Source organism: Rhodococcus spelaei, from assembly GCF_006704125.1.
In the GTDB taxonomy this organism is placed as follows: Bacteria; Actinomycetota; Actinomycetes; order Mycobacteriales; family Mycobacteriaceae; genus Rhodococcus_G; species Rhodococcus_G spelaei.
Genome location: NZ_VIGH01000002.1, coordinates 71,527 through 95,623 on the forward strand (window position 1 = coordinate 71,527; position 24,097 = coordinate 95,623).

Annotated in this window: 21 protein-coding genes; 12 read left to right on the forward strand and 9 right to left on the reverse strand. The window is 70.3% G+C overall.

Annotated features, from left to right (window positions below; genetic code table 11):
* Positions 1-29 precede the first annotated feature (29 nt).
* Positions 30-1,250 (forward strand): AI-2E family transporter, encoded by a 1,221-nt coding sequence (locus FK531_RS04220; protein WP_246097868.1) that lies wholly within the window; start codon positions 30-32, stop codon positions 1,248-1,250.
* Between the two features lie 21 nt (positions 1,251-1,271).
* On the opposite strand, the gene FK531_RS04225 is transcribed toward FK531_RS04220, so the two are convergent.
* Together FK531_RS04225 and FK531_RS04230 are read right to left on the reverse strand one after the other, a co-directional pair.
* Complete coding sequence (locus FK531_RS04225; protein ID WP_142095485.1) at positions 1,272-4,253, reverse strand: AAA family ATPase; 2,982 nt, start codon at positions 4,251-4,253, stop codon at positions 1,272-1,274.
* Complete coding sequence (locus FK531_RS04230) at positions 4,250-5,440, reverse strand: exonuclease SbcCD subunit D (protein WP_142095487.1); 1,191 nt, start codon at positions 5,438-5,440, stop codon at positions 4,250-4,252. Before FK531_RS04230 ends, FK531_RS04225 begins: the two co-directional genes overlap by 4 nt.
* 107 nt (positions 5,441-5,547) lie before the next feature.
* Between FK531_RS04230 and FK531_RS04235 the strand changes: the two genes are divergently transcribed.
* On the forward strand, positions 5,548-6,714 hold the full coding sequence (locus tag FK531_RS04235) for a DNA recombination protein RmuC (RefSeq protein ID WP_142095489.1): 1,167 nt from the start codon (positions 5,548-5,550) through the stop codon (positions 6,712-6,714).
* Positions 6,715-6,764: 50 nt separating this feature from the next.
* Positions 6,765-7,610, forward strand: coding sequence for a DUF6542 domain-containing protein (locus FK531_RS04240; protein WP_354003505.1), 846 nt, complete (start codon positions 6,765-6,767; stop codon positions 7,608-7,610).
* Here FK531_RS04240 and FK531_RS04245 read toward each other — a convergent pair.
* On the reverse strand, positions 7,607-8,617 hold the full coding sequence (locus FK531_RS04245; protein ID WP_142095493.1) for a 4-hydroxy-3-methylbut-2-enyl diphosphate reductase: 1,011 nt from the start codon (positions 8,615-8,617) through the stop codon (positions 7,607-7,609). The two genes, FK531_RS04240 and FK531_RS04245, sit on opposite strands and share 4 nt — an antisense overlap.
* A gap of 95 nt (positions 8,618-8,712) precedes the next feature.
* On the opposite strand from FK531_RS04245, the gene FK531_RS04250 reads away from it, so the two are divergent.
* Genes FK531_RS04250 through FK531_RS04260 form a run of 3 tightly spaced genes read left to right on the forward strand, consistent with a single transcriptional unit; the run spans position 8,713 to position 10,825 of the window.
* Positions 8,713-9,339, forward strand: a complete 627-nt coding sequence (locus tag FK531_RS04250) for a lipid droplet-associated protein (RefSeq protein ID WP_142095495.1) — start codon at positions 8,713-8,715, stop codon at positions 9,337-9,339.
* Entirely contained in the window at positions 9,336-10,622 is a 1,287-nt protein-coding gene (xseA, locus tag FK531_RS04255; protein WP_142095497.1) for an exodeoxyribonuclease VII large subunit, read from the forward strand. The genes FK531_RS04250 and xseA overlap by 4 nt, the downstream gene beginning before the upstream one ends.
* Positions 10,619-10,825 (forward strand): exodeoxyribonuclease VII small subunit, encoded by a 207-nt coding sequence (locus tag FK531_RS04260; RefSeq protein ID WP_142095499.1) that lies wholly within the window; start codon positions 10,619-10,621, stop codon positions 10,823-10,825. Before xseA ends, FK531_RS04260 begins: the two co-directional genes overlap by 4 nt.
* A gap of 78 nt (positions 10,826-10,903) precedes the next feature.
* On the opposite strand, the gene FK531_RS04265 is transcribed toward FK531_RS04260, so the two are convergent.
* Positions 10,904-11,473, reverse strand: a complete 570-nt coding sequence (locus tag FK531_RS04265) for a DUF4245 domain-containing protein (RefSeq protein ID WP_142095501.1) — start codon at positions 11,471-11,473, stop codon at positions 10,904-10,906.
* Positions 11,474-11,572: 99 nt separating this feature from the next.
* Between FK531_RS04265 and FK531_RS04270 the strand changes: the two genes are divergently transcribed.
* From FK531_RS04270 to FK531_RS04280, 3 genes are all read left to right on the forward strand, one after another.
* Positions 11,573-12,856 carry a hypothetical protein gene (locus FK531_RS04270; protein WP_142095503.1) on the forward strand — a complete coding sequence of 428 codons (1,284 nt, stop codon included), beginning with the start codon at positions 11,573-11,575 and terminating at the stop codon, positions 12,854-12,856.
* 76 nt (positions 12,857-12,932) lie between these two features.
* A complete protein-coding gene (gene glpX, locus FK531_RS04275; RefSeq protein ID WP_435531020.1) occupies positions 12,933-14,015 on the forward strand; it encodes a class II fructose-bisphosphatase in 1,083 nt (360 codons plus the stop codon).
* Between the two features lie 90 nt (positions 14,016-14,105).
* The gene (locus FK531_RS04280) at positions 14,106-15,506 is read left to right on the forward strand and encodes a class II fumarate hydratase (RefSeq protein WP_142095507.1); all 1,401 of its coding nucleotides are present in this window, start codon (positions 14,106-14,108) and stop codon (positions 15,504-15,506) included.
* Between the two features lie 7 nt (positions 15,507-15,513).
* Here the strand turns inward: FK531_RS04280 and FK531_RS04285 are convergent, their stop codons facing one another.
* Entirely contained in the window at positions 15,514-16,167 is a 654-nt protein-coding gene (locus FK531_RS04285) for a L,D-transpeptidase family protein (protein WP_435531012.1), read from the reverse strand.
* A gap of 89 nt (positions 16,168-16,256) precedes the next feature.
* Between FK531_RS04285 and FK531_RS04290 the strand changes: the two genes are divergently transcribed.
* Entirely contained in the window at positions 16,257-16,715 is a 459-nt protein-coding gene (locus tag FK531_RS04290; RefSeq protein ID WP_142095509.1) for a limonene-1,2-epoxide hydrolase family protein, read from the forward strand.
* A 69-nt stretch (positions 16,716-16,784) separates the two neighbouring features.
* Here FK531_RS04290 and phoH2 read toward each other — a convergent pair whose 3' ends face one another.
* Positions 16,785-18,125, reverse strand: a complete 1,341-nt coding sequence (phoH2, locus tag FK531_RS04295; RefSeq protein ID WP_142095512.1) for an RNA 5'-3' helicase PhoH2 — start codon at positions 18,123-18,125, stop codon at positions 16,785-16,787.
* Between the two features lie 327 nt (positions 18,126-18,452).
* Positions 18,453-19,766 carry a serine hydroxymethyltransferase gene (glyA, locus tag FK531_RS04300; protein WP_142095514.1) on the reverse strand — a complete coding sequence of 438 codons (1,314 nt, stop codon included), beginning with the start codon at positions 19,764-19,766 and terminating at the stop codon, positions 18,453-18,455.
* Positions 19,767-19,962: 196 nt separating this feature from the next.
* Between glyA and FK531_RS04305 the strand changes: the two genes are divergently transcribed.
* Positions 19,963-20,421: a nuclear transport factor 2 family protein gene (locus tag FK531_RS04305; RefSeq protein ID WP_142095517.1), complete on the forward strand. Its 459-nt coding sequence runs from the start codon at positions 19,963-19,965 to the stop codon at positions 20,419-20,421.
* 2 nt (positions 20,422-20,423) lie between these two features.
* Here FK531_RS04305 and FK531_RS04310 read toward each other — a convergent pair whose 3' ends face one another.
* Entirely contained in the window at positions 20,424-21,620 is a 1,197-nt protein-coding gene (locus FK531_RS04310) for a DUF885 domain-containing protein (RefSeq protein ID WP_142095518.1), read from the reverse strand.
* A gap of 92 nt (positions 21,621-21,712) precedes the next feature.
* Here FK531_RS04310 and coaA point away from each other — a divergent pair, with 92 nt between their 5' ends.
* Positions 21,713-22,645, forward strand: a complete 933-nt coding sequence (gene coaA, locus FK531_RS04315) for a type I pantothenate kinase (protein WP_142095520.1) — start codon at positions 21,713-21,715, stop codon at positions 22,643-22,645.
* A 23-nt stretch (positions 22,646-22,668) separates the two neighbouring features.
* On the opposite strand, the gene FK531_RS04320 is transcribed toward coaA, so the two are convergent.
* On the reverse strand, positions 22,669-24,000 hold the full coding sequence (locus tag FK531_RS04320) for a flavin-containing monooxygenase (RefSeq protein ID WP_142095522.1): 1,332 nt from the start codon (positions 23,998-24,000) through the stop codon (positions 22,669-22,671).
* Between the last annotated feature and the right edge of the window lie 97 nt (positions 24,001-24,097).

Sequence of the window (24,097 nt, forward strand, 5' to 3'; positions counted from 1 at the left end):
GTCCCGATCCCGCCTGGAAGGACCGAAACGTGAGCGAACAGCCCACCTCGACACCACCCGCCGCGCCGGACCGCGGGTTCCGAGACCGCGGCGAGGTGCTTGGCAAGGGCGGCATGTGGTTGGCCAAGTGGTCGCTGTGCCTGGTCGCGATCGCGGCCGGCGCGTGGGTGCTGTGGACCGTGCTCGGCCAACTGTGGGTCGTAGTGCTGCCGGTGCTCATGGCGATCGTGGTGGCGACCGTGCTCTGGCCACCGACGCGCGCGATGACCAGCCGCGGGGTGCCGCCCGCGGCGGCCGCCGGGATCACCCTGCTCGGGTTCGTCGCCGTGCTGTCCGGGGTTGTCGCGTTGATCGTGCCGTCGGTCGTCGACCAGGCGCCCGAGCTGGCCAACAAGGCCAGCCAGGGTCTACGCCAGGTGCAGAACTGGCTCAAGGGGCCGCCGGTGAACCTGCGGGACGACCAGATCGACTCGGCCGTCGCCGCGATCACCGCCAAGCTGCAGTCCAGCGCCCAGTCCATCGCGACCGGTGTGTTCAGCGGCGTGACCACCGCAGGCTCCATGCTGATCACGACGTTCCTGGTGCTCGTCCTCGCGTTCTTCTTCATCAAGGACGGCCCCCGGTTCCTGCCGTGGCTGCACGGGGTCTCCGGCGGCCGCGCCGGCAGGCATTTCGAGGCCGTGGCCGTGCAGGTCTGGGACACCCTCGGCGGATTCATCCGGACCCAGGCGCTGGTCAGCTTCGTCGACGCGTTCTTCATCGGCCTCGGTCTGGTGGTGCTCGGTGTCCCGCTGGCCCCGGTGCTGGCGGTGCTCACCTTCCTCGGCGGATTCATCCCGATCGTCGGCGCGTTCGTCGCGGGTGCGCTGGCCGTGCTGGTGGCGCTGGTCGCGAAGGGGTGGACCACCGCACTGATCATCCTGATCATCGTGCTGGCCGTGCAGCAACTGGAGGGGAACGTGCTGCAGCCGGTGCTGCAGAGTCGCAGCATGAACCTGCACGCCGCGATCGTGTTGCTCGCGGTGACGGGCGGCAGCTCGCTGTACGGGATCGTCGGGGCGTTCCTGGCGGTGCCGGTCGCGGCGTGTGCCGCGGTGGTGATCCGCTACATCGGCGAACAGATCGACCGTCGACTCGACGAGCCGGAGTCCGGCACGGGCGACGTCGCCGACGATCCGGCGCCCGACGAACCCGGACGAGAACTCGCCGACGAGATCGACGACCTGGCGGCGGGCGCGACCGCCGGCTGACCTCCCGGCCGCGGGCCACCGCTACCCGGCGACGACCTCCACGCTGGACCCGGACCGGCCGCGAATCACATGCAGCCGACTCGGGATTCGCGCCCGCATCTCGTCCACATGGCTGACGATCCCGACCACCCGTCCGCCCTCGCGGAGTTCGTCGAGTACGCCCATGACCGATTCCAGGGCGTCCGGGTCGAGGGTGCCGAAACCCTCGTCGATGAACATGGTGTCGAGGACCACCCCGCCCGATTCTGCGGCGACCACGTCGGCCAACCCCAGCGCGAGGGAGAGCGACGCGAGAAAGGACTCGCCGCCGGAGAGCGTCTTCGCCGACCGCACCACTCCGGTGTAGTCGTCTCGGATGTCGAGGCCGAGCCCGCCGCGCTTCCCGCGTGGGCCCGCACCGTCCTCGTGGACGAACTCGTAACGACCGCCGGACATTCGGCGCAGCCGCACCGACGCCGAGAGCGCGACCTCCTCGAGTCGCGCGGCGAGCACGTAGGAGCTCAGCGACATCTTGCGCGAGTTCTGGCCACGCCCGGCGATCACGTCGGCCAGCGCCGCCAACTCGTCGTGCCTGCGCAGCGCCGGGCCCAGCGCGTCGAGTTCGCGCTCGAGCTGCCCGACCAGCCGCTCGAGGTCGAGTACCCGGTCGTCCGCCTTCGCCTCCGCCGAGATCGCCTCGCCGAGCAGTTCGCCGACCCGCGTTCGCTCGGCGGCCGCTGCCTCCGGATCCGCCGGGGCGGCGGCCGCGACCGCGAGCACCTCGGGTTCGGCCAGCACGGACTCGGCCCGCACCGCTGTGTCGCGCGCATGTGCCAGGACCGACTCGAGTTCGGCGATACGCCCCGGCTCACGGACCGCGGCGAGGGCATCCTGCGGCGAGGCGAACCCGGCTGCAGCGGCCGCCGCGGAGACCTTGACCTCCAGTGCGCTGACGTTCTCCTCGACCGCGGTGACCTGAATCCGCAACTCTCCCAACCTGGATACCGCGGCGGCCAGCGCGTCGACCCGATCGCGGCGGGTTCGGAGGTCCTCGTCGGCGCCCGCTGCCGCGGCGATCTCCGCGCGCACCCGGGCAACCAGCGCCGAGCCCGCGCCGATCCGCTCGGCCAGTCCCGCACGCTCGGCGTCGACGGCGCGGATGCGCTCCTGGTGCCCTTCTCCCTCGGCGCGCAGCGCGGCCACGCCTGCGGCCAGCTCGTCCACTCGGCCGGCGAGAGTGCGGGCCCGCGCGTGCTCGTCGGTGGCATCCCGCACCAGAACGCCGAGCTCGTCGGGGTCGCGATCGCCGGCGCGGGTCACGAGCCCGTCGAGAATCCGTTCCGCCTCGATCAGACGGCCGGCCGCTGCGTCGAGGTCCGCGGCCCTTCGCTGCTCGACCGCCGACGCGGCATCCTCGTCCGCCTTGCTGACCGCGGTGTCTGCGGGCTGCGCCGGCGCGGGATGTACGTCCGATCCACAGACCGCGCACGGCGCCCCGTCGACAAGGCCCCCCGCAAGTTCGGCGGCCATGCCGTCGATCCTGGCCTTCCGCAGGTCGAGCAGGTCGGAACGGGCCTGCTGGTGCAGGTCCCGCAGGTCCGCCCGAGCCTGGGCCAGCTCGGCGACCGTGCGACGCTGCCCTGCCGTCGCGGTCGCCGCGTCCCGTGCGTCGACCAACCTCGCCAGCTCGGCACTCAGCCCGTCCACGCGGGCGGCCGCCGACCGGGCCTCGCCGAGTTCGGCCTCGGCGACGCCCACCAGCGCGGGAATGGCCTCGCTCCGCTGCCCGAGCTCGGTTGCGGCGGAGTCGAGTTCGCTTCGACGCGCCTGGTCGCGCTCGACCTCCGACTGCGCCTCGTCGGCTCCCGACGCCCGCTCGATCAGTGCGTCGAGGCGTGTCACCTCGGCGGTCCATTCGCGCACGGCGGCGGCGACGGTGTCTCGGTCCGAGGCAGCGGCCGGCCAACTGAGCCGGGCGAGCAGGGCGCTCCCCTCCCCTACCTTCGCCACACCGTCCTCGAGGTCGGCAAGCCGACGGCGCTGCGCGGCAGCGTCGTTCGCGACGCCGTCCGCCTGCGCGCGGAGCGCGGCAACCGGCTCTGCGGCGCGTGCGCGTGACAGCTCGGACGCCAGCGCGGAGCGTTCCGTCGCGGCCGCCTGGTGAGCTGTCAGGTCGGCGCGGGCGCGGGCCGCTCGGCGTTGCAGTTCGTGCACGCGCTGCGCCTCCGACAGACTGTCGGCGGCGCGGATGTCGACTGCGCGTGCCTGCAGGAGCGCGACCGCCGCGGTGTCTCGCGCCTCGGTCGCGTCGGCGAGCAGTTTGCGTGCCCACGTCAGCGGGTCCGCATCCGCACCGGCCTCGATCCCGGCAGCCGTCGAGACCTTGGCGACCGCGATGTCCACCGATCGACGGCTCGACTCGATCCTCGCGGCACTCTCCCGGCGCCGATCGGCGAACCACTCCTCGACGGTGCCGAAGCGTGCGGTGTCGAACAGTCGCTCGAGCAGCTTGCCGCGCTCCTCGGTGTCGGCTCGCAGGAAACGCGCGAAGTCGCCCTGCGGCAACAACACCACCTGGAAGAACTGGTCCGCGCTCATGCCGAGCAGACGGCCGACCACCTCGCCGATCTCGTCGAGACGGGTCAGGTTCTCGCCCTCACCGTCGAGCCACTCGAGACTCGCCTTCGCGTTCTCCTTGGTGGTCCCCGTGCCGCGCAGCTTGGCGCGCTGGAACTCCGGACTCCGGGTGATCCGCACCCGGCGACCACCGATCGTGGCCTCGAGCACCACCTTCGGTGCGGTTCCCGGGTCGGCATGGTCGGACAGCAGACGCTTGCCCTCCTGACGCGCGCCGGGCACCCGGCCGTAGAGCGCGAAGGCCACCGCGTCGAGGATCGTGGTCTTGCCCGCGCCGGTCTGTCCGTGCAGCAGGAAGAGTCCGTCCGCGCCGAGGGTGTCGAAGTCCACCGACACAGTGCGCCCGAACGGACCGAAGGCCGTCGCCTCCAGGGTGTGCAGCCTCATGCGATGCGCTCCACCGCGTCGGCGTCGTCCCGGTCCGGACCATCGGTTTCGCGCACTGCGGCACCGAAAGCCTTTTCGGTCCAGCGCAGTTCGTTCTCCGTGGGCTCACTGCGCATGTCGGTGAGGAAGCTCGTCGCGATCTCGAGGTCGGTGCGGCCGCGCACCTTCTCGCGGTAGCGCAGATCCGAGTCTCCTTCCGGCCGCGTCCATTCCAAATGCACGAGATGCGGGAACCGGGCCCGCAGGGTCCGCATCGCATCGAGCGGACGAACCGGATCCGTGAGCACCGCCGACACGTAGTCCTCGGTCGCGTGCTCGAACTCGTCGCCGCCGAGGAGTTCCTCCACGGTCCCGGTCAGCTGACTGAGTCCACGCACCACCGGGAGGTCGTGCCGCTGCACGGCGGACAGTCCCGACTCGTCGAGGTCCACGATCCACACGGCCTTGCGGTGCGAGCGCTCCCCGAACGAGTACGGCAACGGGGAGCCGGAGTACCGCACCCCCTCGCCGAGGGTCTGCGGCGAGTGCAGATGTCCGAGTGCGACGTAGTCGACGCCGTCGAAGGCTGAGGCCGACACGGTCTCGACCCCACCGACCGAGATCGACCGCTCCGACCCGGTCGCCTCGGCGCCCACCACGAAGGCGTGTGCGAGCAGGACCGAACGCGGCGGGACCCCACCGGCGGCACGGGCGGCGAGATCGGCGCGCACGCGGTCCATCGCGGCGTCGAGGATCGCCGCGTGCGAGCGCGCGGTCGGCACGCCCAACTCCGCTCGCGTGGTCTCCGGTTCGAGGTAGGGAATGCCGTAGAACGCGACGGGTCCGAACTCGTCCGTGACGATCACCGGGCGGTCGACCTCGGAAACCCGGGTCATCAGGTGCAGCCCGCCGGCCGCCGCGAACACCGCCCCAGCACCGAGCCGGACCGGCGAGTCGTGATTGCCCGACGTCGCGACGATCACCGCACCGGCCGCCCGGATCGCCTCGAACCCCCTGTTGCACACGGCGACCGCGTCCGCGCTCGGCACGGCGCGGTCGTACACATCGCCCGGCACCACCACGACGTCGACGGCGTTCGCGGCGACGAGGGCCGCCACGGCGTCGAGCACCCGGGCCTGGTCCGCGAGCAGATCGACCCCGTGGAAGGTCCGCCCGATGTGCCAGTCGGAGGTGTGCAGGATTCGCATGGCCCGACCGTAGTTCACCCCACCGACAGTCCCGGGAACGCACGCCGCGGCCCGCCCCTGCCGGCCGTGCCGCAACTTTGTCGGTGGCCTCGTGCACCATCATCGCCATGAACGCCGTCACCGCATTCGGACTGCTGGTCGCGCTGGCCCTCGGCATCGCCGTCGGATGGCTGTGGCACTCCGCGCGGACCGGGCAGCGCACCGCGCGAGCCGAGGCGCAGCTGGCCGCGCTGCGCGACAACGAGAAGCTGCTCCGCCAGTCGCTCGCCGCCGTGAACGAGGACTCCGCGCGCCGGACGTCGGGCGTCGTCGGCGAGCAGGTCGCCCACCTCGTCGGCCCGTTGCACGAAGCGGTCGACGCGCTCTCGCACCAGGTCCAGCAGGTCGAGCGCAGCCGGGTGCACGCCTACGCCGGACTCTCGGAACAGGTCGCGGGGATGCGTCACTCCTCGCAGTTGCTGACCACCCAGACGGGTCGGCTCGTCACCGCGTTGCGCGCGCCGCAGGTTCGCGGCCGCTGGGGCGAGATCCAGCTCGAGCGGGTGGTCGAGCTGGCGGGCATGGTCAAGCACTGCGACTTCGAGACCCAGGTGGTCGGCGAGGGCGTGCGGCCGGACCTCGTCGTGCGACTCGCCGGGGGCAAGAACATCGTCGTCGACGCGAAGGTTCCGTTGGCGGCCTACCTCGACGCGGCACAGGAGGAGGACGTCACGGTCCGCGACGGTCACCTCACCCGGCACGCCAAACAGCTGCGCACCCACGTCGACCAACTCTCGGCCAAGGCCTACTGGGCTGCGTTCGACCCGACACCGGAGTTCGTCGTTCTCTTCGTCCCGGGCGACTCGTTCCTCGACGCCGCGCTCACCGCGGACGCTGGGCTGCTCGAGCATGCCTTCTCGAAGAATGTGATCCTCGCCACTCCGACGACCCTGGTTGCGTTGTTGCGCACCATCGCCCACACCTGGCGCCAGGAGACCCTCTCCCGCGAGGCCGACACCATCCACCGCCTCGGACGCGAGCTCTACAACCGGATCGGCGTCGTCGGCAATCACCTGGACCGGCTCGGATCGCAGCTGGGCAAGGCCGTCGAGTCGTTCAATCTGACCGCCGCGTCGATGGAATCGCGGGTGACAGTGACCGCCCGCAAACTGCACGACCTCGAGGTCGGGGACGGCGAGGTGCGGGAGATCGGGCGCATCGAGTCCTGGCCGCGGACCGTGGGACTTTCGGAGATCGTTCCCACAAACGGTCCCGCTAACGAGGCTATCGGCTGATGAGCGGCTAATGTCGAAGCGTGTCTGCAACCCAACGTGCTCGCTCTGGGGTGCCGCTCGATACGCGGTCCGTTCTCCCAACCGTCCCTGGCCTTCCCGCCTGGGGCGCGGTCCTCGTTGCCGTGGGAGCCGCCGTCGTTGGGTTCTTGCTCGACTCGATGCGCGGCACCGAGCTGACGTCGACGTTCTCGATCTTCTACTTCCTGGGTTGTGTGGGCGCCGTGCTCGCGGTGCGAAGCCGCGGACTGTTCACCACCATGGTCCAGCCCCCGCTGATCCTCGTCGCCGCGGTACCGATGGCGTACCAGCAGCTCGCCGCCGGATCCGGCGGTGGCATGAAGGACCTCATCCTCAACGCGGCGATCCCACTGGTCAACCGCTTTCCACTGATGCTGCTGACCACCCTGGCGGTGCTCGCGATCGGCCTCGGTCGGCTGTACATGGGCCGCGAGGCCGACAAGCTCGCCGCCCGACCGCGCCGCAAGTCCGCGGCGTCGGGGCGCCCCGACGAGCCGGCCCGACCGGCTGCGGAGCGCGCGTCGGACGCGTCCCGCTCCGCGCGGACCGCCCACGCGACCGGCCGTTTCCCGACCGGCCAGCACCCCACCGGAGCACGTCCGGTGGTCCCGGAACGCCCGCGCGCCGCCGAACGGACCCAGGAGGTCCCATTCGATTCGGCGCCGATCAGGCAGCGCCGTCCCGAGCCCGGCCGCAGCCCGGTCCCACCGCAGTACGGCGAGAACCTCTCGCGCCGACCCGAGCGTGGACCCGCCCCCGTGCGGACCCCGCAGTTCAGTCGGCCGTCCGAGCCGGAGATGCCGCTGCACCCGGTCCCGCAGGTCCGCTACCGGGACCGCTACGACGCCCCCACCGAGCAGCCCCGGCACACCCGCTAGCCGGTCGTCGGACTCGGCTTGCGCAACTCGCGGGGCAGCGAGAACACCAACGTCTCGTTCGCGGTCGTCACCGACTGGACGTCGTTGAATCCGTTCTCGGCGAGCAGGTCGATGACCCCGCTCACCAGGATCTCCGGCACGGATGCACCGGAGGTCACGCCCACTGTCTGGACGCCGTCGAGCCAGGCGATGTCGATCTCGCGGGCGTAGTCCACCAGGTAGCTGGCCTTCGCCCCTGCCCCCAGCGCCACCTCGACCAGCCGGACCGAGTTCGACGAGTTGCGCGAACCGACCACGATGACGAGATCGCACTCGGGCGCCATCGCCTTCACCGCGACCTGACGGTTCTGGGTGGCGTAGCAGATGTCGTCGCTCGGGGGATCCTGCAGCAGCGGGAACTTCTCGCGCAGGCGGGCCACCGTCTGCATGGTCTCGTCCACGCTCAGGGTGGTCTGCGAGAGCCAGATGACCTTCGACTCGTCGCGGACCGTCACCGCGTCCACGGACTCGGGTCCGTCCACCAACTGCACGTGGTCGGGAGCCTCGCCTGCCGTTCCCTCGACCTCCTCGTGACCCTCGTGGCCGATCAGCAGGATGTCGAAGTCGTCGCGCGCGAACCGCTTCGCCTCCTGGTGCACCTTGGTGACCAGCGGGCAGGTGGCGTCGATGGTGTGCAGACTGCGCGCGGCGGCCGCCTCGTGCACCGCCGGGGACACACCGTGCGCGGAGAAGACCAGGACCGAGTTCTCGGGAACCTCGTCCGTTTCGTCGACGAAGACGACGCCGCGGTCGGACAGGGTCTCGACGACGTGCCGGTTGTGCACGATCTCCTTGCGCACGTAGATCGGGGCACCGTGCTTCTCGAGCGCACGCTCGACAGTCTCGACGGCGCGGTCCACGCCCGCGCAGTATCCCCGCGGCTCGGCCAGCAGGACCCGCTTGCCGGTCGCGGTGGTAGGCGCGTTGGAACGGGCGATACCCAGGTTCAGGGGGACTGCGGAAGACATGCTTCCAGGGTACGGGGCGTGGCCACCGTCGTCCGATCAGGCGCCCTCGACCGCGTCGGCTACCAAATGGGGGCGTGGTGAGGCACTCTAGGACCATGATTCGTCCCCCTTTCGCTGCCCGCGTGGCGGCCGGGATCGCGGCCACCGTCGTCGAAGAGGTGCAGAAACTGCCGACGACGGCCGTGACGCTGCCCATGACCACGGTCAGCCAGGTCCTGCAGACCTCGATGCGCATCCAGCAGTCGATGACCGCGCTTGCCATCAAGGGAGACGAGGCGCTCGCGATCCTGTTCCACACCACTGAGGAGCAGCCGCAGTGGGCAACCTTCGACGAGGACCTCGAGCCGCCGGCCACCAACGGCGCCGTGTCCGGGTCCCCGTCGGCGAACACGAAGTCCCCGTCGACCGACGCGAAGCCGGCCAACCAGGGCCGATTCGAGCTGTACTCGATGTCGCCACCGGTCGACGCACCCGCGAAGGCGCCCGCCCCGGCGAAGACGCGGACCGCGGCGCCCGCCAAGCCCGCCGCACCGGTGGAGCGGCCCGAGATCGCCGAGTACCTCGACTACGACAACCTCACGCTCGCGCAGCTGCGCGCCCGGTTGCGGACGCTGTCCGTCGACGAACTCGAGTCCCTGCTCGCGTACGAGAACGGCTCACTCGGCCGGGCCCCCTTCCAGACCATGCTGGGCAACCGGATCACCACCGCCAACTCCAAGTGACCTCAGCCCAGCCCACCCCGGCGGCCCCCCGTCCATCGGCGCAGACGTCGAACTCGGCCGAGAGCCCGTGGCCGGTCCGCTCCGTCGCGACGAAGGTCGCGCAGTGGATCGACCGCCTCGGCAGCATCTGGGTCGAGGGGCAGATCACCCAGATCAACATCCGGCCCGGCACCCGGACCGCGTTCCTGGTGCTGCGCGACCCGTCGGCCGACATGTCACTGTCGGTCACCTGCTCCCCCACCCTGATCCGCGACTGCCCGGTGCCGCTGACCGAGGGCAGTCGGGTGGTGGTGTTCGGCAAGCTGTCCTTCTACACCGGCCGGGGCACGGTGTCGCTGCGGGTCACCGAGATCCGCGCGGTCGGCATCGGCGAACTGCTCGCCCGGATCGAACGGCTGCGCGGCCTGCTCGCCGCGGAGGGACTGTTCGACCCGCGCCTCAAACGGCCGCTGCCGTTCCTGCCGCGGACCGTCGGACTGATCACCGGGCGCGCCAGCGCGGCCGAACGCGATGTTCTCAGCGTCGCCGGACAACGCTGGCCCGCCGTGCAATTCGAGATCCGCAACACCGCAGTCCAGGGACCGACCGCGACCGCGCAGATCGTTGCGGCGCTCGCCGAACTGGACGAGAACCCCACCGTCGAGGTCATCGTGCTGGCCCGCGGCGGCGGCAGCGTGGAAGATCTGCTGCCCTTCTCGGACGAGACCCTGTGCCGTGCCATCGCCAAGTGCACGACACCCGTGGTGAGCGCGATCGGCCACGAGCCGGACAATCCGCTGTGCGACCACGTCGCCGACGTTCGCGCCGCGACCCCGACCGACGCCGCGAAGCGGGTGGTCCCGGACGCCGTCGCCGAGCAGGCGCTGGTCGCCGAGTACCGTGCCCGCGGCGCGGCCGCACTACGGAATTGGGTTGCGCGCGAGGCGCGTTCCCTCGCCGACCTGCGCAGCCGGCCGGTGCTGGCCGACCCGCTGGCGGCGATCGAGCGCCGTACCGAGGAGGTCGAGCGGCTCCGTGAGGCCGGTCGACGTGACGTCGCCCGACTCGTCGCCGGGCAGACGACCGTGGTCGAGCACCTGGCTGCGCGGCTGACGACGCTCGGGCCGGCGGCCACCCTGGCACGTGGCTACGCGGTGGTACAGCGCGTGGTCCCGGGGTCGGACACCGAGGTCCTGCGTTCGGTCGAGGACGCCCCGCCCGGCACACAGATTCGGGTACGGGTCGCCGACGGCGCGGTCGTCGCGGCCGTCATGGGCAAGGACAAGTCAGGAGATTCCAGGTGAACGAACCGGTGTCGGAGCTCGGCTACGAGGCCGCCCGTGACCAACTGGCCGAGGTGGTCAAGATGCTCGAGCAGGGCGGACTCGACCTCGACCACTCCCTCGCGCTGTGGGAACGCGGCGAGGCGTTGGCCAAGCGCTGCGAGGAGCACCTGGCCGGCGCGCGCGCACGGGTCGAGAAGGCGTTGGAGCAGACCGAGGACTAGCCCGGATTTCTCTCACACTCTGTGACACCGATGCGCGTCAGCCGCCATCGCGTGCACAGAGTGTGGGCTCAGTACGGACTAGTGCGCGAGCGGTTGCGCCGCGCCGACCGCGGTCGCGAGCGTCGTGTACTCCTGCTCGGAGCCGGCTCCCTTGATCAGCACACGGACGTCCCCGAGGTTCGTGACCCAGATCGGTTCACTGCCCTCCTCGGTGTACTTCACCCAGGAGTCCGGACCGATCTGCTCGACGCCGGTCGAGCTGCGCGGACCGCCTGCAACCCAGGGCACCAAGGTCTCCTCGGTGGCAGCGCTCTGGCTCAGCTGCAGGTATGCGCCCCTGTCGGTGATGAAGCCGACGGTGCTCACGTCGCCGCCGCCGTCACCGGTGGCGGTGCCGCGACTGCCCGAGTTCGGCTGCCACCCCTCCGGCACCGCGGGGTTCCGGATCGGGAAGCCGAGGTCGCGGGCGTCGTACTTGAGTGCGGCGTTGATGTCGAAATGCGGCACCGGGCCGGGGGTCGGGCCACCGGGGCTGAGCGTGCACTGGCTGGCGATGCCGGCGATGATCAGGCAGAGCAGGACGAGCGGGATCATCGACCACAGCATGTCGCGGTTGCTTTGCAGAATTCGGGGTTTGTCGCCGGCCACGCGTCCAGTATCCCAGCACCTCGCGATCGGGTTCCGGCCGGTTCCCTTCGCACCGGAAACCGACCACCAGGTCGCGCACCTGTAGTTAGCTTGCGCACCATGAGTGCACGCATCGCCACGCGTCCGGCCGTCCGGCCGAGAGCCTGGCTTCGAGGAGTCCTGGTCGCCGTGGTCGGCGCCGCCGCGGTGACGGTCGCGACGGGGGCCACGCCGGCCGCGGCCCAATCCGCCGCCTACGCGCAGTTCCTCGACATCACCCCCACTAACTCGAACGCCGAACTCGCCGGTGGGCTCGATCCCCGCCTGCCCACAGCTTCGGCCGTCCTCGGCGCCGCACTGGCGTCTGCGCGCGCCGACCACGTCGCCCCCACCCGGTACGCGGCACTGCTGCACCAGTACTGGCTCGCACTCGGCACCGAGACGACGGGCATCGACCTGGCCACCTGGGACCCGAACGTCGGGTTCGCGGCCAACGCGACCCTGGTGGACCGGGTGTACGCGAATTACGGCCGCTACCAACGCGAACACGCGGAGCTGAACTGGGCCGGCATGGCGGGTATGGCGGGCGCGTCGTTCGCCGCCGGGTTCTGGGACATCGACGGCGGCCGCACCGCGCTGACCGTCGACGCCGTCCACCGGCTCGGCACCGCGGTCGGCGCCGCCGTCGGCACCCTGCCCACCGAGGCGGCGGCCCTGCTCCCGGCGGACGTCCGGACACTCGCCACCCTGGGGCCGGCCATGACCGCGGAGGATCTGGACTGGTACCAGAAGCGGCTGCTGATCATGCAGAAGCACATCTACTTCGACATGGTCCCGATGCACGAGGCGTATGCGCGGGCGGGACGGCCGGCGATCGAGGAGCTCGCCGCGGCCGGCCTGCTCGACGCCAACGCCGAGACCGCGTGGCAGGGCATCTTCTCGGGAACCGCCGAGGGACGCGCCGACGCCACCCGGAGGATGGCGGACCGCGAACAGAACCAGGTCGTCGCCGACCAGTGGGACGCGACGGCGAGCAGCCGCGGCGGCGTCGGACGCGCCCTCAGCTACGTCACCACCGTCGCCGCGCAGCCGTCGATTCCCGGCACGCGGGCGCCGGGCGTGGCGTCGCCGCTGTCGGTCGTCGGCACGGTCGGCGGCGCGACGTACCGCCTGCAGGCCCCACTGCCGGACTTCAACTGGGCCGACCGCGTACCGCGCTGGTCGTACATCGGGGGCGACACCGTCCCCGCCTATCAGCGACTGGTCGAGACTCGGCCCGCCGAGGCGTACGCGCTGCTCGCGCAGCCGTTCCCCGATTTCGTGGACCAGCAGCGGGTGCTGCGCCGGGTTCCCGCGCTCGCCCGCGACCTCGGCACCGGGTGGTCGCTGACGCGGGAGCCGTAGACCAGCCGCGGTTCGACCGAGGCGGTGATGAGATAATCACGCTTCGAGACCGATGGTCTCCCCATTGACCGAACCTATGGCGACGCCGACCGCGTCGACCGCAAGGAGGCACCGCCCCATGACGGCCAGCACCCCATCGAGTCGCCGCGAGGCACCGGACCGCAACCTGGCGATGGAGTTGGTGCGCGTGACCGAGGCGGGCGCACTGGCCGCCGGCCGTTGGGTCGGCCGGGGCGACAAGGAGGGTGGCGACGGCGCCGCCGTCGACGCCATGCGCCAGCTCGTCTCGTCCGTCTCGATGCGCGGCGTCGTCGTGATCGGCGAGGGCGAGAAGGACGAAGCGCCCATGCTCTACAACGGCGAAGAGGTCGGCAACGGCGACGGACCGGACTGCGACTTCGCGGTCGACCCCGTCGACGGCACCACGCTGATGTCCAAGGGCATGCCGAACGCCATCTCGGTGCTCGCTGTCGCCGAGCGCGGCGCGATGTTCGACCCGTCCGCCGTGTTCTACATGGAGAAGATCGCCGTCGGCCCCGACGCCGCCGACGTCATCGACATCACCGCCCCGGTCGAGGAGAACATCAAGCGGATCGCCAAGGTCCGCAAGGCCTCGGTCTCCGACGTCACCGTGTGCATCCTCGACCGGCCGCGGCACGCGCAGCTGATCGCGGACGTCCGCGCGACCGGCGCTCGGATCCGGCTGATTTCCGACGGCGACGTCGCCGGCGCCATCGCCGCGGCCCGCCCCGACTCGGGCACGGACATGCTCGTCGGCATCGGCGGCACCCCGGAGGGCATCATCGCCGCTGCCGCGATGCGCTGCATGGGCGGTGCCCTGCAGGGCCGGCTCGCCCCCACCGACGACGCCGAACGCCAGAAGGCCATCGACGCCGGCCACGACCTCGACCGCGTGCTGCTCACCGAGGACCTCGTGTCCGGCGAGAACGTTTTCTTCACCGCCACCGGCGTCACCGACGGCGACCTGCTGCGCGGCGTCCGCTACAGCGGCGGCGGCGCACACACCCAGTCCATCGTGATGCGCAGCAAGTCCGGCACGGTCCGCATGATCGACGCGTACCACCGCCTGTCGAAGCTGCGCGAGTACTCCTCCGTCGACTTCGACGGCGACCCGGACGCCCAGTTCCCGATGCCGTAATGCGCTCCGCGCCGTGAGTCCATCTGGCCCCGACAGGGGCCAGAAGGACTCACGGGCGGCGCAGGCGCTTCGGTGGCAAGCTAACTGGGTATGACCGAAGAACTGCAGTACCGCATCGAGCACGACACCATGGGTGAGGTCCGCGTTCCGAAGGACGCGCTGTGGCGGGCGCAGACCCAGCGCGCGGTGGAGAACTTCCCGATCAGCGGCCGCGGCCTCGAACGCGCGCAGATCCGCGCCATGGGACTCCTCAAGGCCGCCTGCGCGCAGGTCAACAAGGACCTCGGACTGCTCGACCCGGCGAAGGCCGACGCGATCATCGCCGCCGCGAACGAGATCGCCGACGGCCGCCACGACGACCAGTTCCCGATCGACGTCTTCCAGACCGGCTCGGGCACCAGCTCGAACATGAACGCCAACGAGGTCATCGCCTCCATCGCGAACGCCAACGGAGTCGCGGTGCACCCCAACGACGACGTCAACATGTCGCAGTCCTCCAACGACACCTTCCCTACCGCCACCCACCTTGCCGCCACCGAAGCCGCGGTCAAGGAGCTCATCCCCGCGCTCGACCACCTTCGACTCGCCTTGGGCGACAAGGCCGCCGAGTGGAAGACGGTGGTCAAGTCCGGTCGCACCCACCTGATGGACGCGGTGCCGGTGACCCTGGGCCAGGAGTTCGGCGGCTACGCGCGGCAGGTCGAGGCGGGGATCGAGCGGATCCTCGCCACCCTCCCCAGACTCGGCGAACTGCCGATCGGCGGCACCGCGGTGGGCACCGGACTCAACGCCCCCGACGGTTACGGAACGAAAGTCGTTGCCCGACTTGTCGAATCGACCGGGATCGACGCACTGTCCCCGGCCGTCAACAGCTTCGAGGCACAGGCCGCACGGGACGGACTGGTCGAAGCGTCCGGGGCGCTGCGCACGGTCGCGGTGTCACTGACCAAGATTGCCAACGACATTCGATGGATGGGCTCCGGACCGCTGACCGGCCTCGGAGAGCTCCACCTGCCCGACCTGCAGCCCGGCAGCTCGATCATGCCCGGCAAGGTGAATCCGGTACTGCCCGAGGCGGTGACCCAGGTGGCCGCACAGGTCGTCGGCAACGACGCCACCGTCGCCTGGGGCGGAGCCGCGGGCGCGTTCGAGATCAACGTCTACGTCCCGGTGATGGCCCGCAACCTGCTGGAGTCGATTCGACTGCTGTCCAACGTATCCCGACTGTTCGCCGATCGATGCGTGGCGGGACTCGTCGCCAACGTCGAGCACCTGCGGACCCTGGCCGAGTCGTCCCCGTCGATCGTCACGCCGCTGAACTCGGCAATCGGCTACGAGGAGGCGGCGGCGGTCGCCAAGGAGGCCCTCAAGGAACGCAAGACCATCCGGCAGACGGTGATCGACCGCGGCCTGATCGGCGACAAACTGTCACTCGAGGAACTCGACCGTCGCCTCGACGTGCTGGCGATGGCGAAGGTGAAGGACCGGTAGCGCCGACTCAGGCCTCGATCGCGATGACTGCGCCGGGCTGGAGCCAGCGGATCAGCCAGACCAGCGCCGTCTCGTCGATCGCGACGCAGCCCTCGGTGGGTTCGCCGTTGGTGACGTGCAGGAAGAAGGCGCCGCCGTCGCCGGGTACACGATCCTTGTTCACGCCCATCACCACCGCGTAGCGGTAGGCGGGGATCTGCAGAGGCTCCGAATCCGACTCGTCGAAGGCGCAGGCACCGGGAGCGCAGACCTGGTGGGTGTTGTAGGTCGGACTGTGCGGGTCGCCGTCCCACCAGTCGTCGGGCCCGACCATCCGGTAGGGCAGGCCGCCGCCGGGGTTGGGTGCGGTACCGAACGCCGCGTCGAGGCTGTAGACGCCGGTCGGGGTCGCCGGGACACCGTCGTGCGACTGCGGGGCGAACCCCGCGGACCCGACCTTCGCCGGCAGCGCGGGCGAGATGCGGTGCCAGCCGATCGGCGAACGCTGCCACGCCTCGACCGTCGCCTGCGAGCCGCCTGCTCCGTTCACCGTGACTACCTGCGTCGCGGCGCCGACGGATCGGTCGAACCAGGGACCCTGAGCGGCCGCGTGCGGGGCGCACAGCAGCGCCAGCACCGTCGCGACAACGGTCGAAAGTATGACGCCCATCACATTGCGCACACCACATCCTGACCGGTCGGTCCGCATCGGTCAAACGCTGGCGGCGGTACCGTTGAGCGACGACCCGACCGATCGACACGGGGGACCGCATGGACACGCCACCGCTCGATGCCGCCGCCGACTCGGCGACAGCAGTCGAGAGCTTTCTCACCGCCCTCGCCCGTGGCGACGTCGACTCGGCCCTGGGGATGATCACCGACGACATCGAGTGGGTCAACGTCTCGCTGCCGACGCTGCGCGGTGCCCGTCTCGTCGGGCGGTCGCTCCGTGCGATGAACAGCCCGTGGCTCGGCTTCGACGCGATCCTGCACCACGTCGCGTCGACGGACGGGGTCGTGCTGACCGAACGCACCGACCTGCTGTCCCTCGGGCCGCTGAGCATCGAGTTCTGGGTGTGCGGCACGTTCGAGCTGCGGGACGGAAAGGTTGCGGTCTGGCGCGACTACTTCAGCTTCCGAGACCTGCTGCGCGGCACGGTCATCGGTCTCGTCCGGCTGGCCCTCGGCCGGCGCGGCGGCCGCTCGACCGGCTATCTGGGTGCCCGATAGGCGCTGACGCGCAGTGGCGCGGATCCGGAGCGTGGAACGTCCGTATCCGCACCACTGCGGCGCAGCTGCCTACGCGGTCGGGCCGAACTCCTCGAGCATCTCGGTCACCAGTGCGGCGATCGGCGACCGCTCGCTGCGGGTGAGCGTCACGTGCGCGAAAAGCGGGTGTCCCTTGAGCTTTTCGATCACGGCGGCGACTCCGTCGTGTCTGCCGACCCGAAGGTTGTCGCGCTGGGCGACGTCGTGCGTGAGCACCACCCGCGACCCGGTACCGAGCCGCGAGAGCACGGTGAGCAGCACGTTGCGTTCGAGCGACTGCGCCTCGTCGACGATGACGAAGGAGTCATGCAGGGACCGACCGCGAATGTGCGTGAGCGGCAACACCTCCAGCATCCCGCGGCTGATCACCTCGTCCATCACCTCGGGGCTGGCGAGGCCGTCCAGGGTGTCGAAGACGGCCTGCGCCCACGGCCCCATCTTCTCACTCTCACTGCCGGGCAGGTAACCGAGCTCCTGTCCCCCGACCGCGTACAGTGGCCGGAACACCACCACCTTGCGGTGCGTGCGGCGCTCGAGCACCGCCTCGAGTCCGGCGGTCAGCGCCAGGGCCGACTTCCCGGTGCCGGCCTTGCCGCCGAGCGAGATGATGCCGATGCTCTCGTCCAGCAGCAGGTCGAGGGCGATGCGCTGTTCGGCAGAACGCCCGTGCAGCCCGAACGCCTCCCGCTCGCCGCGCACCAGTTGCACCCGCTTGTCGGCGGTCACCCGGCCCAGTGCACTCGACCGCCCCCCGAGTAGCCGGATCCCGGTGTGACACGGCATTTCCCGCGCCCCCTCAAGGTCCAGAATCCCTTCGGAGAACAGTTCGTCGATCTGCTCGGAGGCCACCTCGAGCTCCGTCATGCCGGTCCATCCGGAGGGCACCACGTCGTGCGCGTGGTACTCGTCGGCGGGCAGACCCACCGCACCGGCCTTGACCCGCAGCGGGATGTCCTTGCTGACCAGCACCACGTCTCGGCCCTCGGCGGCGAGATTGAGCGCGCACGCGAGGATCCGGGAGTCGTTCGAGTCGGTGCGGAATCCGACCGGCAGCACCGCCGGGTCGGTGTGGTTCAGCTCGACCTGCAGGCTGCCGTCGTCGGCGCCGATCGGCACCGGTTGGTCCAGCCGGCCGTGCTCGAGCCTCAGGTCGTCCAGCATCCGAAGTGCTTCGCGCGCAAACCATCCCAGCTCGTGGTGGTGGCGTTTGCCCTCCAGTTCGCTGATCACGACGAGGGGCAGGACCACCTCGTGTTCGGCGAACCTGGTGACTGCCCACGGGTCCGAGAGCAGGACCGAGGTGTCGAGGACGTAGGTGCGGACTGCGCGGTTGGCGGCCGGACGGTCAGAGACGGAGCTTGCTGCGGTCACGGTGGCTCCTCGACCTTGCGCGGCACCCACGCAAGCGGTGTTCGCTGGGCCGTTCGGTCCGCGCGGAACTCGCGTCCCACAGGGGCCGGGTGCCGGCCCCTTCGCACTGATCGGTGTCAGTCACGATTCGAACCTCCCGGACGGTCGGCGTGCTCGCCTCCCGCTAAGCAGAACGCTACGTCCGCGGCCCGCACCGGCGTGCGAACAACACGGTGAACGTTGGGTTAACCGAGGTAGGAGGGAACAAATTCGCAACGCGTCCGGCGCGTCGGCACACGCGAACGGCCCGCGTCCGGAGCGGACGCGGGCCGTCGAGGCGACGCTGGGTCAGACCGTCTTGGACAGCAGGCCCCAGTCCTCGAGACCGTCGTAGAGCGGGAAGTCGAGGGCCAGCTTGGACACCCGGGCACGCAGGGCCGGGACGTCGGCACCCGTACCGGCGGCCAGCGCGGTCGCGATGATGTCGGCGACCTCGGTGAACTCGGCGTCGCCGAAGCCGCGGGTGGCCAGGGCGGGGGTGCCGATGCGCAGGCCGGACGGGTTCATCGGCGGACGCGGGTCGAACGGCACGGCGTTGCGGTTGACGGTGATGCCGATCTCGTGCAGCAGATCCTCGCCCTGCTGGCCGTCGAGCTCGGAGTGGCGCAGGTCGACGAGCACCAGGTGCACGTCGGTGCCGCCGGTGAGCACGGAGATGCCGTTGCCCGCGACGTCCGCGCCGGTGAGGCGCTCGGCCAGGATCTTCGAGCCGGCGAGAGTGCGGGCCTGACGGTCCTTGAACTCGTCGGTGGCGGCGATCTTCATGGCGACGGCCTTCGCGGCGATCGCGTGCATCAGCGGCCCGCCCTGCTGGCCGGGGAACACCGCGGAGTTGAGCTTCTTGGCCCACTCCTGCTTGGCCAGGATCATGCCGGAGCGCGGACCGCCGAGGGTCTTGTGGACGGTGGTGGAGACGACGTCGGCGTGCGGCACCGGCGACGGGTGCAGCCCGGCGGCGACCAGTCCGGCGAAGTGCGCCATGTCGACCCACAGCCGGGCACCGACCTCGTCCGCGATCGAGCGGAACGCGGCGAAGTCGAGGTGCCGCGGGTAGGCGGACCAGCCGGCGATGAGCACCTGCGGGCGCTCGGCGAGCGCGGTCTCGCGGACCTTGTCCATGTCGACGACGTGGGTGTCCTCGCGGACGCCGTACGACGCGACCTGGTAGAGCTTGCCGGAGAAGTTCAGCTTCATCCCGTGCGTGAGGTGCCCGCCGTGCGCGAGGTCCATGCCGAGAAGCTTCTCGCCCGGGTTCATCAGCGCCATCAGCACCGCGGCGTTGGCCTGCGCGCCTGCGTGCGGCTGCACGTTCGCGAACTCCGCGCCGAAGACCTCCTTGGCGCGCTCACGCGCGAGGTTCTCCACGACGTCGACGTGCTCGCAACCGCCGTAGTAGCGACGGCCCGGGTAGCCCTCCGCGTACTTGTTGGTCAGCACGCTGCCCTGGGCCTGCAGCACCGCGCGCGGCACGAAGTTCTCCGACGCGATCATTTCCAGGGTGTCGCGCTGACGGGCCAGCTCGCCGTTCATCGCCGCGGCGACCTCGGGGTCGAGTTCGGCGAGCGAAGCGTTGTTGACGTCGGTGCTGGGCACAGCGGTCATCGAGGGATCTCCAAGCGGAAGGCCGGGCAGGGGCAGCTCTCATTCTAGGGCCAGGTCAGTGGCCGGGAACGTGGGGTGTCCGGCAGTATGACCGCCGCCACCGTCCCGCCTCGCGGGAAGCGCAGGTCGTCCCCCACTGCCGGACACCTAGGCTCGCGCGCGGATCACCCATGACGACGACCTCCCGGGAGCACCGATGACCCTCGAAAGCCTGCTGGCCGAACGCGCCGTCACCCGCACCCTCACCCGGATCGCCCGGGCCATGGACGCTCGGGACTGGTCCGCGTTCGACGACCTCGTGCTGCCGGACGCCACCGCGAACATGGGCGCCGGGGAACTCTCCGGCCGCGAGAACATCGTCGCGAACATCCGCTCGTTCCTCGACGAGTGCGGGCCCACTCAGCACCTGCTCGGCAATGTGCTCGTCGACGTCGACGGCGACACCGCGACCAGCCAGGCGTACGTGAGCGACATGCACGTCGGCGCCGGGGACCGCTCGCACCTGACCTTCAGCACTCTCGGCGACTACCACGACGAGTGGACGCGGCGCGGCGACTGCTGGCAGCTGGTCCGCCGCGTCAAGGTCAACCGCGGGTGGGTCGGATCGTTCGAGGCGCTCGGCCCCGGCCCGGCAGGATGGTCGCCGAAGTCCTGACCTCAGCGCAGCGCGGACGGGATCAGCGGTTCGTCGAGCAGGCGCCGGAACAGTTCCGAGCGCTCGTCGGCGGTGTCGCCGCGGTCCAGCCACCCCCCGAGCAGGCGGTACCCCTCGACGTAGGTGCTCGTGTACGCCCGCCACAGCGGCGAGGACAGGAACCGCAGCGACTGCCGGGCGCGTTCGGGGGTGGCCAGCGTCCACCGCTGCAGGAACTCGGCGACCTCGTCGTGGCTGCGCCCGCGGTCGTGCAGCAGCAGGGCCGCGTCCTGCCGTACCCCGAGCAGCTTCGCCGACGCGCCCGCGAGAGCCTCGGCGCGTTCGCCGTCGAACCGTAGGCCGAGGTCGGCGTAGATCTCCTGCGCCCACGGCCCCCAGCCCGGTCCCACGATCGACGCGAGCGCCAGGTCGGCCAGGCCCTCGGCCATCAGGCACTGCGGGGTGTTCACCAGGAACAGGGTGTGCTCGGCCTGCCCGTCGCCGACCAATCCGGCCTCCTTGCGGCAGTGCTCGGTGTGGTGACCCGGGTACGACTCGTGCGCGATCAGGTGCGGCAGATTCGCCATGTGCTGCTTGAGATCCGAGTTGATCGCGACCCGGGACCGGTAGTCGCCGAGGTAGTAGTTGAACCCCGACCACGGCTTGTCCCCGACCACCTCGTACTCGACCCGCTCGGTCTCGGGCAGCTGGTAGCGGCCGCGGACCAGGTCCCGCAACGCGCTGGAGAACGCGTCCACGCACTCGGCCAACCGGTCCGCGGGGATCTCGTCGGCGGCCCGATGCGCCTGGAGTCGCTCGGCCAGCGGCCGGCTCCGGTCCCCCGCCAGCACCTCGTCCATCGCCCGGTGCGCCTCCCGGTAGTCCTCGACGGCCCCGGGCTCGATCCGCACGTCGAAGTAGGCGTGCACCTCGTCGACGAATCCGATCTGCTCGCCGGCAAACTTTCGGCCCGAGCACTCCAGCGCCCGCAGGTGCACGTCGAGGAAGCCCGCGCGGTCGGCGGACAGGTCGACGCTCGGCAACTCGGACCGCAGGCGGGCGGCCCGGGCGGCCAGCTCGCGCGGGTCCGGGGCCGGTGCGTTGTCGACCTGCCTGCGCAGCGCCGGGTCGCCCGTGAAGGCGTCGACGAAGCCTTCTTCGATCCGGTCGAAACCGAGTCCGAGCAGCAGGTATTCGCGAACGAATGCGTCGGGGTCCATGCCGGTCAAGGGTAGTGCTCGGACCCGCCGATCCGGCGCGGTGTGGGGACGCGCACAATTCCCTGTATGCAGACCGAGTTCGGGGGACGCGAATGGCGCGGGTGAGCGAGAGCAGCCCCTACGTCGAGTTCGACCGCAAGCAGTGGCGAACTCTGCGCAAGTCGACGCCGCTGGTCCTCACCGAGGAGGAACTCCTCGGGATGCGGGGCCTCGGCGAGCAGATCGACCTCGACGAGGTCGCGGAGGTCTACCTGCCGCTGTCGCGACTGATCCACCTGCAGGTGGCCGCGCGCCAACGCCTGTTCGCCGCGACCGCGACGTTCCTCGGTGAGAAGCACCCCGACCGTCAGGTCCCGTTCGTGATCGGTGTCGCCGGCAGCGTGGCGGTCGGCAAGTCGACCACCGCCCGTGTGCTGCAGGCGCTGCTCGCCCGCTGGGACCACCATCCGCGGGTCGACCTGGTGACCACCGACGGATTCCTGTACTCGACCGCGGAGCTGACCCGCCGGGGCATCATGCACCGCAAGGGTTTCCCCGAGAGCTACGACCGCCGCAAGCTGCTGCGGTTCGTCACCGAGGTCAAGTCGGGCGCGGAAGAGGTTGCCGCCCCGGTGTACTCGCATCGGTCCTACGACGTGGTGCCGGGCCAGTACCACCTGGTGCGCCAGCCCGACATCCTGATCATCGAGGGGCTCAACGTCCTGCAGACCGGACCGCGACTGATGGTCTCGGATCTGTTCGACTTCTCGATCTACGTGGACGCGCGGATCGAGGACATCGAGAACTGGTACATCAAACGCTTCCTCGCGCTGCGCAAGACCGCGTTCGCCGACCCGAACGCGCACTTCCACCACTACTCGGCACTCTCGGACGAGCACGCGACCGTGGCGGCCGACGACATCTGGAACTCCATCAACCGGCCGAACCTGGTCGAGAACATCCTGCCGACCCGTCCTCGCGCGACGCTGGTGCTGCGTAAGGACGCCGACCACTCCATCAACCGGCTGCGCCTGCGGAAGTTGTAGACGCAGCCGACCCGTCGTCACGGTCAGCGTGCCGGCACCACCGCCTGTGCGCGCTTGCGACCCGCCTCGATCTCCTTCGTCAGGTCGCGAACGTAGCGAGCGAAGTCGACCTGAATCGTGTGCCGCGGCGTCTCGTAGTACTGCGCGAGGCTGGCAGCGTCGTCGGAGTCGATCGTGCGGCGCATCTCGTCAGCGGTCGGCAGTGCGTAGGACCCGTCGAGGATGCCCGCGACCAGCTTGCTCTGCTGCTCGGCCAGGTTCACGATCGTCGGCGACGCCTGCGCGAGCCCGACGAAGAACAGGTTGGGCACATCGGGTCGAACGATCCTCTTGAAGAGCGGAAACCGGTGCTGCGCATCGGGTTGCAGCGCCGGATCGTCGAAGAACGGGAAGCTCATCTGGTAGCCCGTGGCGCACACGACGACGTCGGCGGGCACCGTACGACCGTCCACGAGCAGCACGTGGTCACCCTCGAGCGACTCGATGGCCGGAACGCACGTCAGGTCTCCCGACCCGGACTTGGCCAGGAAGTCGATACTCACCGAGGGGTGCGCACCGAGCGGCTCGTGGTCCGGCGCCGGGAGGCCGTAGTCCTCCATCCGCCCGAGCGACTTCTTGATCTTGCGCCGGGCGATGGCGAGGCCGAGCTTGCGCGGCATCCACGGCGGCATCATCATCTTGTCCGCCGGCTTGCCGTCGCGGTACTTCGACAGCACCCAGACGCCACGGCGCGCGGACACCCAGACGTGCTTGGCGATCGAGCGATGCGAGAGCTCGGACGCGATGTCGAGCGCCGAGTTCCCCATCCCGACGACCACGACGTTCTTGCCACGCATGTCCACCGGCTCGAACGGGTTGACGTACTCGTGACTGTGCAGGATCGTGCCGTCCAACTCCCCCGGATAGGTGGGCATCCGCGGGTCCCAGTGGTGCCCGTTCGCGACGACGAGGGCGTCGTACGAACGGGTTTCGCCGGTGTCGAGGGTGACCGCCCAGCTTCCGTCCGCCTGACGCCGCGCCTTCTCGACACGGGTGCCGAATGTGATCGTCTCGCGAAGACCGAACTCGTCCACGTAGTCCCGAAAGTAGCTGTGCATCAACGAGTGGTGCGGAAAGTGGGGCCAGTCGTCGGGCACCGGGAAGTCCTCGAACTGCAGGCGCGTCGAGGACGTGTCGATGTGCAGGCTCTCGTAGCAGGCGGAGCGGCCGGTCGGGTTCCGGAAGTACCAGTTCCCGCCGATGTCGTCGGACTCCTCGAAGCAGTCGTACGCGATGCCGTGGTCCTTGAGCCGCTTGGCCGTGGTGAAACCAGAGCAACCGGCACCGATGATGCACACCGTGGGAGACGTCGACATGTGGTTCCTCTCCGATCCGCCTGCGCGGCACCGAAGTCGCGCCGCATTGTGATGCGCGTCATACAACCCGACTCGCTGACATGCTGTCAAGCGAAAC

Excerpts from the sequence above, each read along its gene's own strand:
- FK531_RS04225 (WP_142095485.1), bottom strand. The coding sequence starts at position 4,253 with ATGAGGCTGCACACCCTGGAGGCGACGGCCTTCGGTCCGTTCGGGCGC.
- FK531_RS04230 (WP_142095487.1), bottom strand. The coding sequence starts at position 5,440 with ATGCGAATCCTGCACACCTCCGACTGGCACATCGGGCGGACCTTCCAC.
- FK531_RS04235 (WP_142095489.1), top strand. The coding sequence starts at position 5,548 with ATGAACGCCGTCACCGCATTCGGACTGCTGGTCGCGCTGGCCCTCGGC.
- FK531_RS04245 (WP_142095493.1), bottom strand. The coding sequence starts at position 8,617 with ATGTCTTCCGCAGTCCCCCTGAACCTGGGTATCGCCCGTTCCAACGCG.
- FK531_RS04250 (WP_142095495.1), top strand. The coding sequence starts at position 8,713 with ATGATTCGTCCCCCTTTCGCTGCCCGCGTGGCGGCCGGGATCGCGGCC.
- FK531_RS04270 (WP_142095503.1), top strand. The coding sequence starts at position 11,573 with ATGAGTGCACGCATCGCCACGCGTCCGGCCGTCCGGCCGAGAGCCTGG.
- glpX (WP_435531020.1), top strand. The coding sequence starts at position 12,933 with ATGGCGACGCCGACCGCGTCGACCGCAAGGAGGCACCGCCCCATGACG.
- FK531_RS04280 (WP_142095507.1), top strand. The coding sequence starts at position 14,106 with ATGACCGAAGAACTGCAGTACCGCATCGAGCACGACACCATGGGTGAG.
- FK531_RS04290 (WP_142095509.1), top strand. The coding sequence starts at position 16,257 with ATGGACACGCCACCGCTCGATGCCGCCGCCGACTCGGCGACAGCAGTC.
- glyA (WP_142095514.1), bottom strand. The coding sequence starts at position 19,766 with ATGACCGCTGTGCCCAGCACCGACGTCAACAACGCTTCGCTCGCCGAA.
- FK531_RS04305 (WP_142095517.1), top strand. The coding sequence starts at position 19,963 with ATGACCCTCGAAAGCCTGCTGGCCGAACGCGCCGTCACCCGCACCCTC.
- FK531_RS04310 (WP_142095518.1), bottom strand. The coding sequence starts at position 21,620 with ATGGACCCCGACGCATTCGTTCGCGAATACCTGCTGCTCGGACTCGGT.
- coaA (WP_142095520.1), top strand. The coding sequence starts at position 21,713 with ATGGCGCGGGTGAGCGAGAGCAGCCCCTACGTCGAGTTCGACCGCAAG.
- FK531_RS04320 (WP_142095522.1), bottom strand. The coding sequence starts at position 24,000 with ATGTCGACGTCTCCCACGGTGTGCATCATCGGTGCCGGTTGCTCTGGT.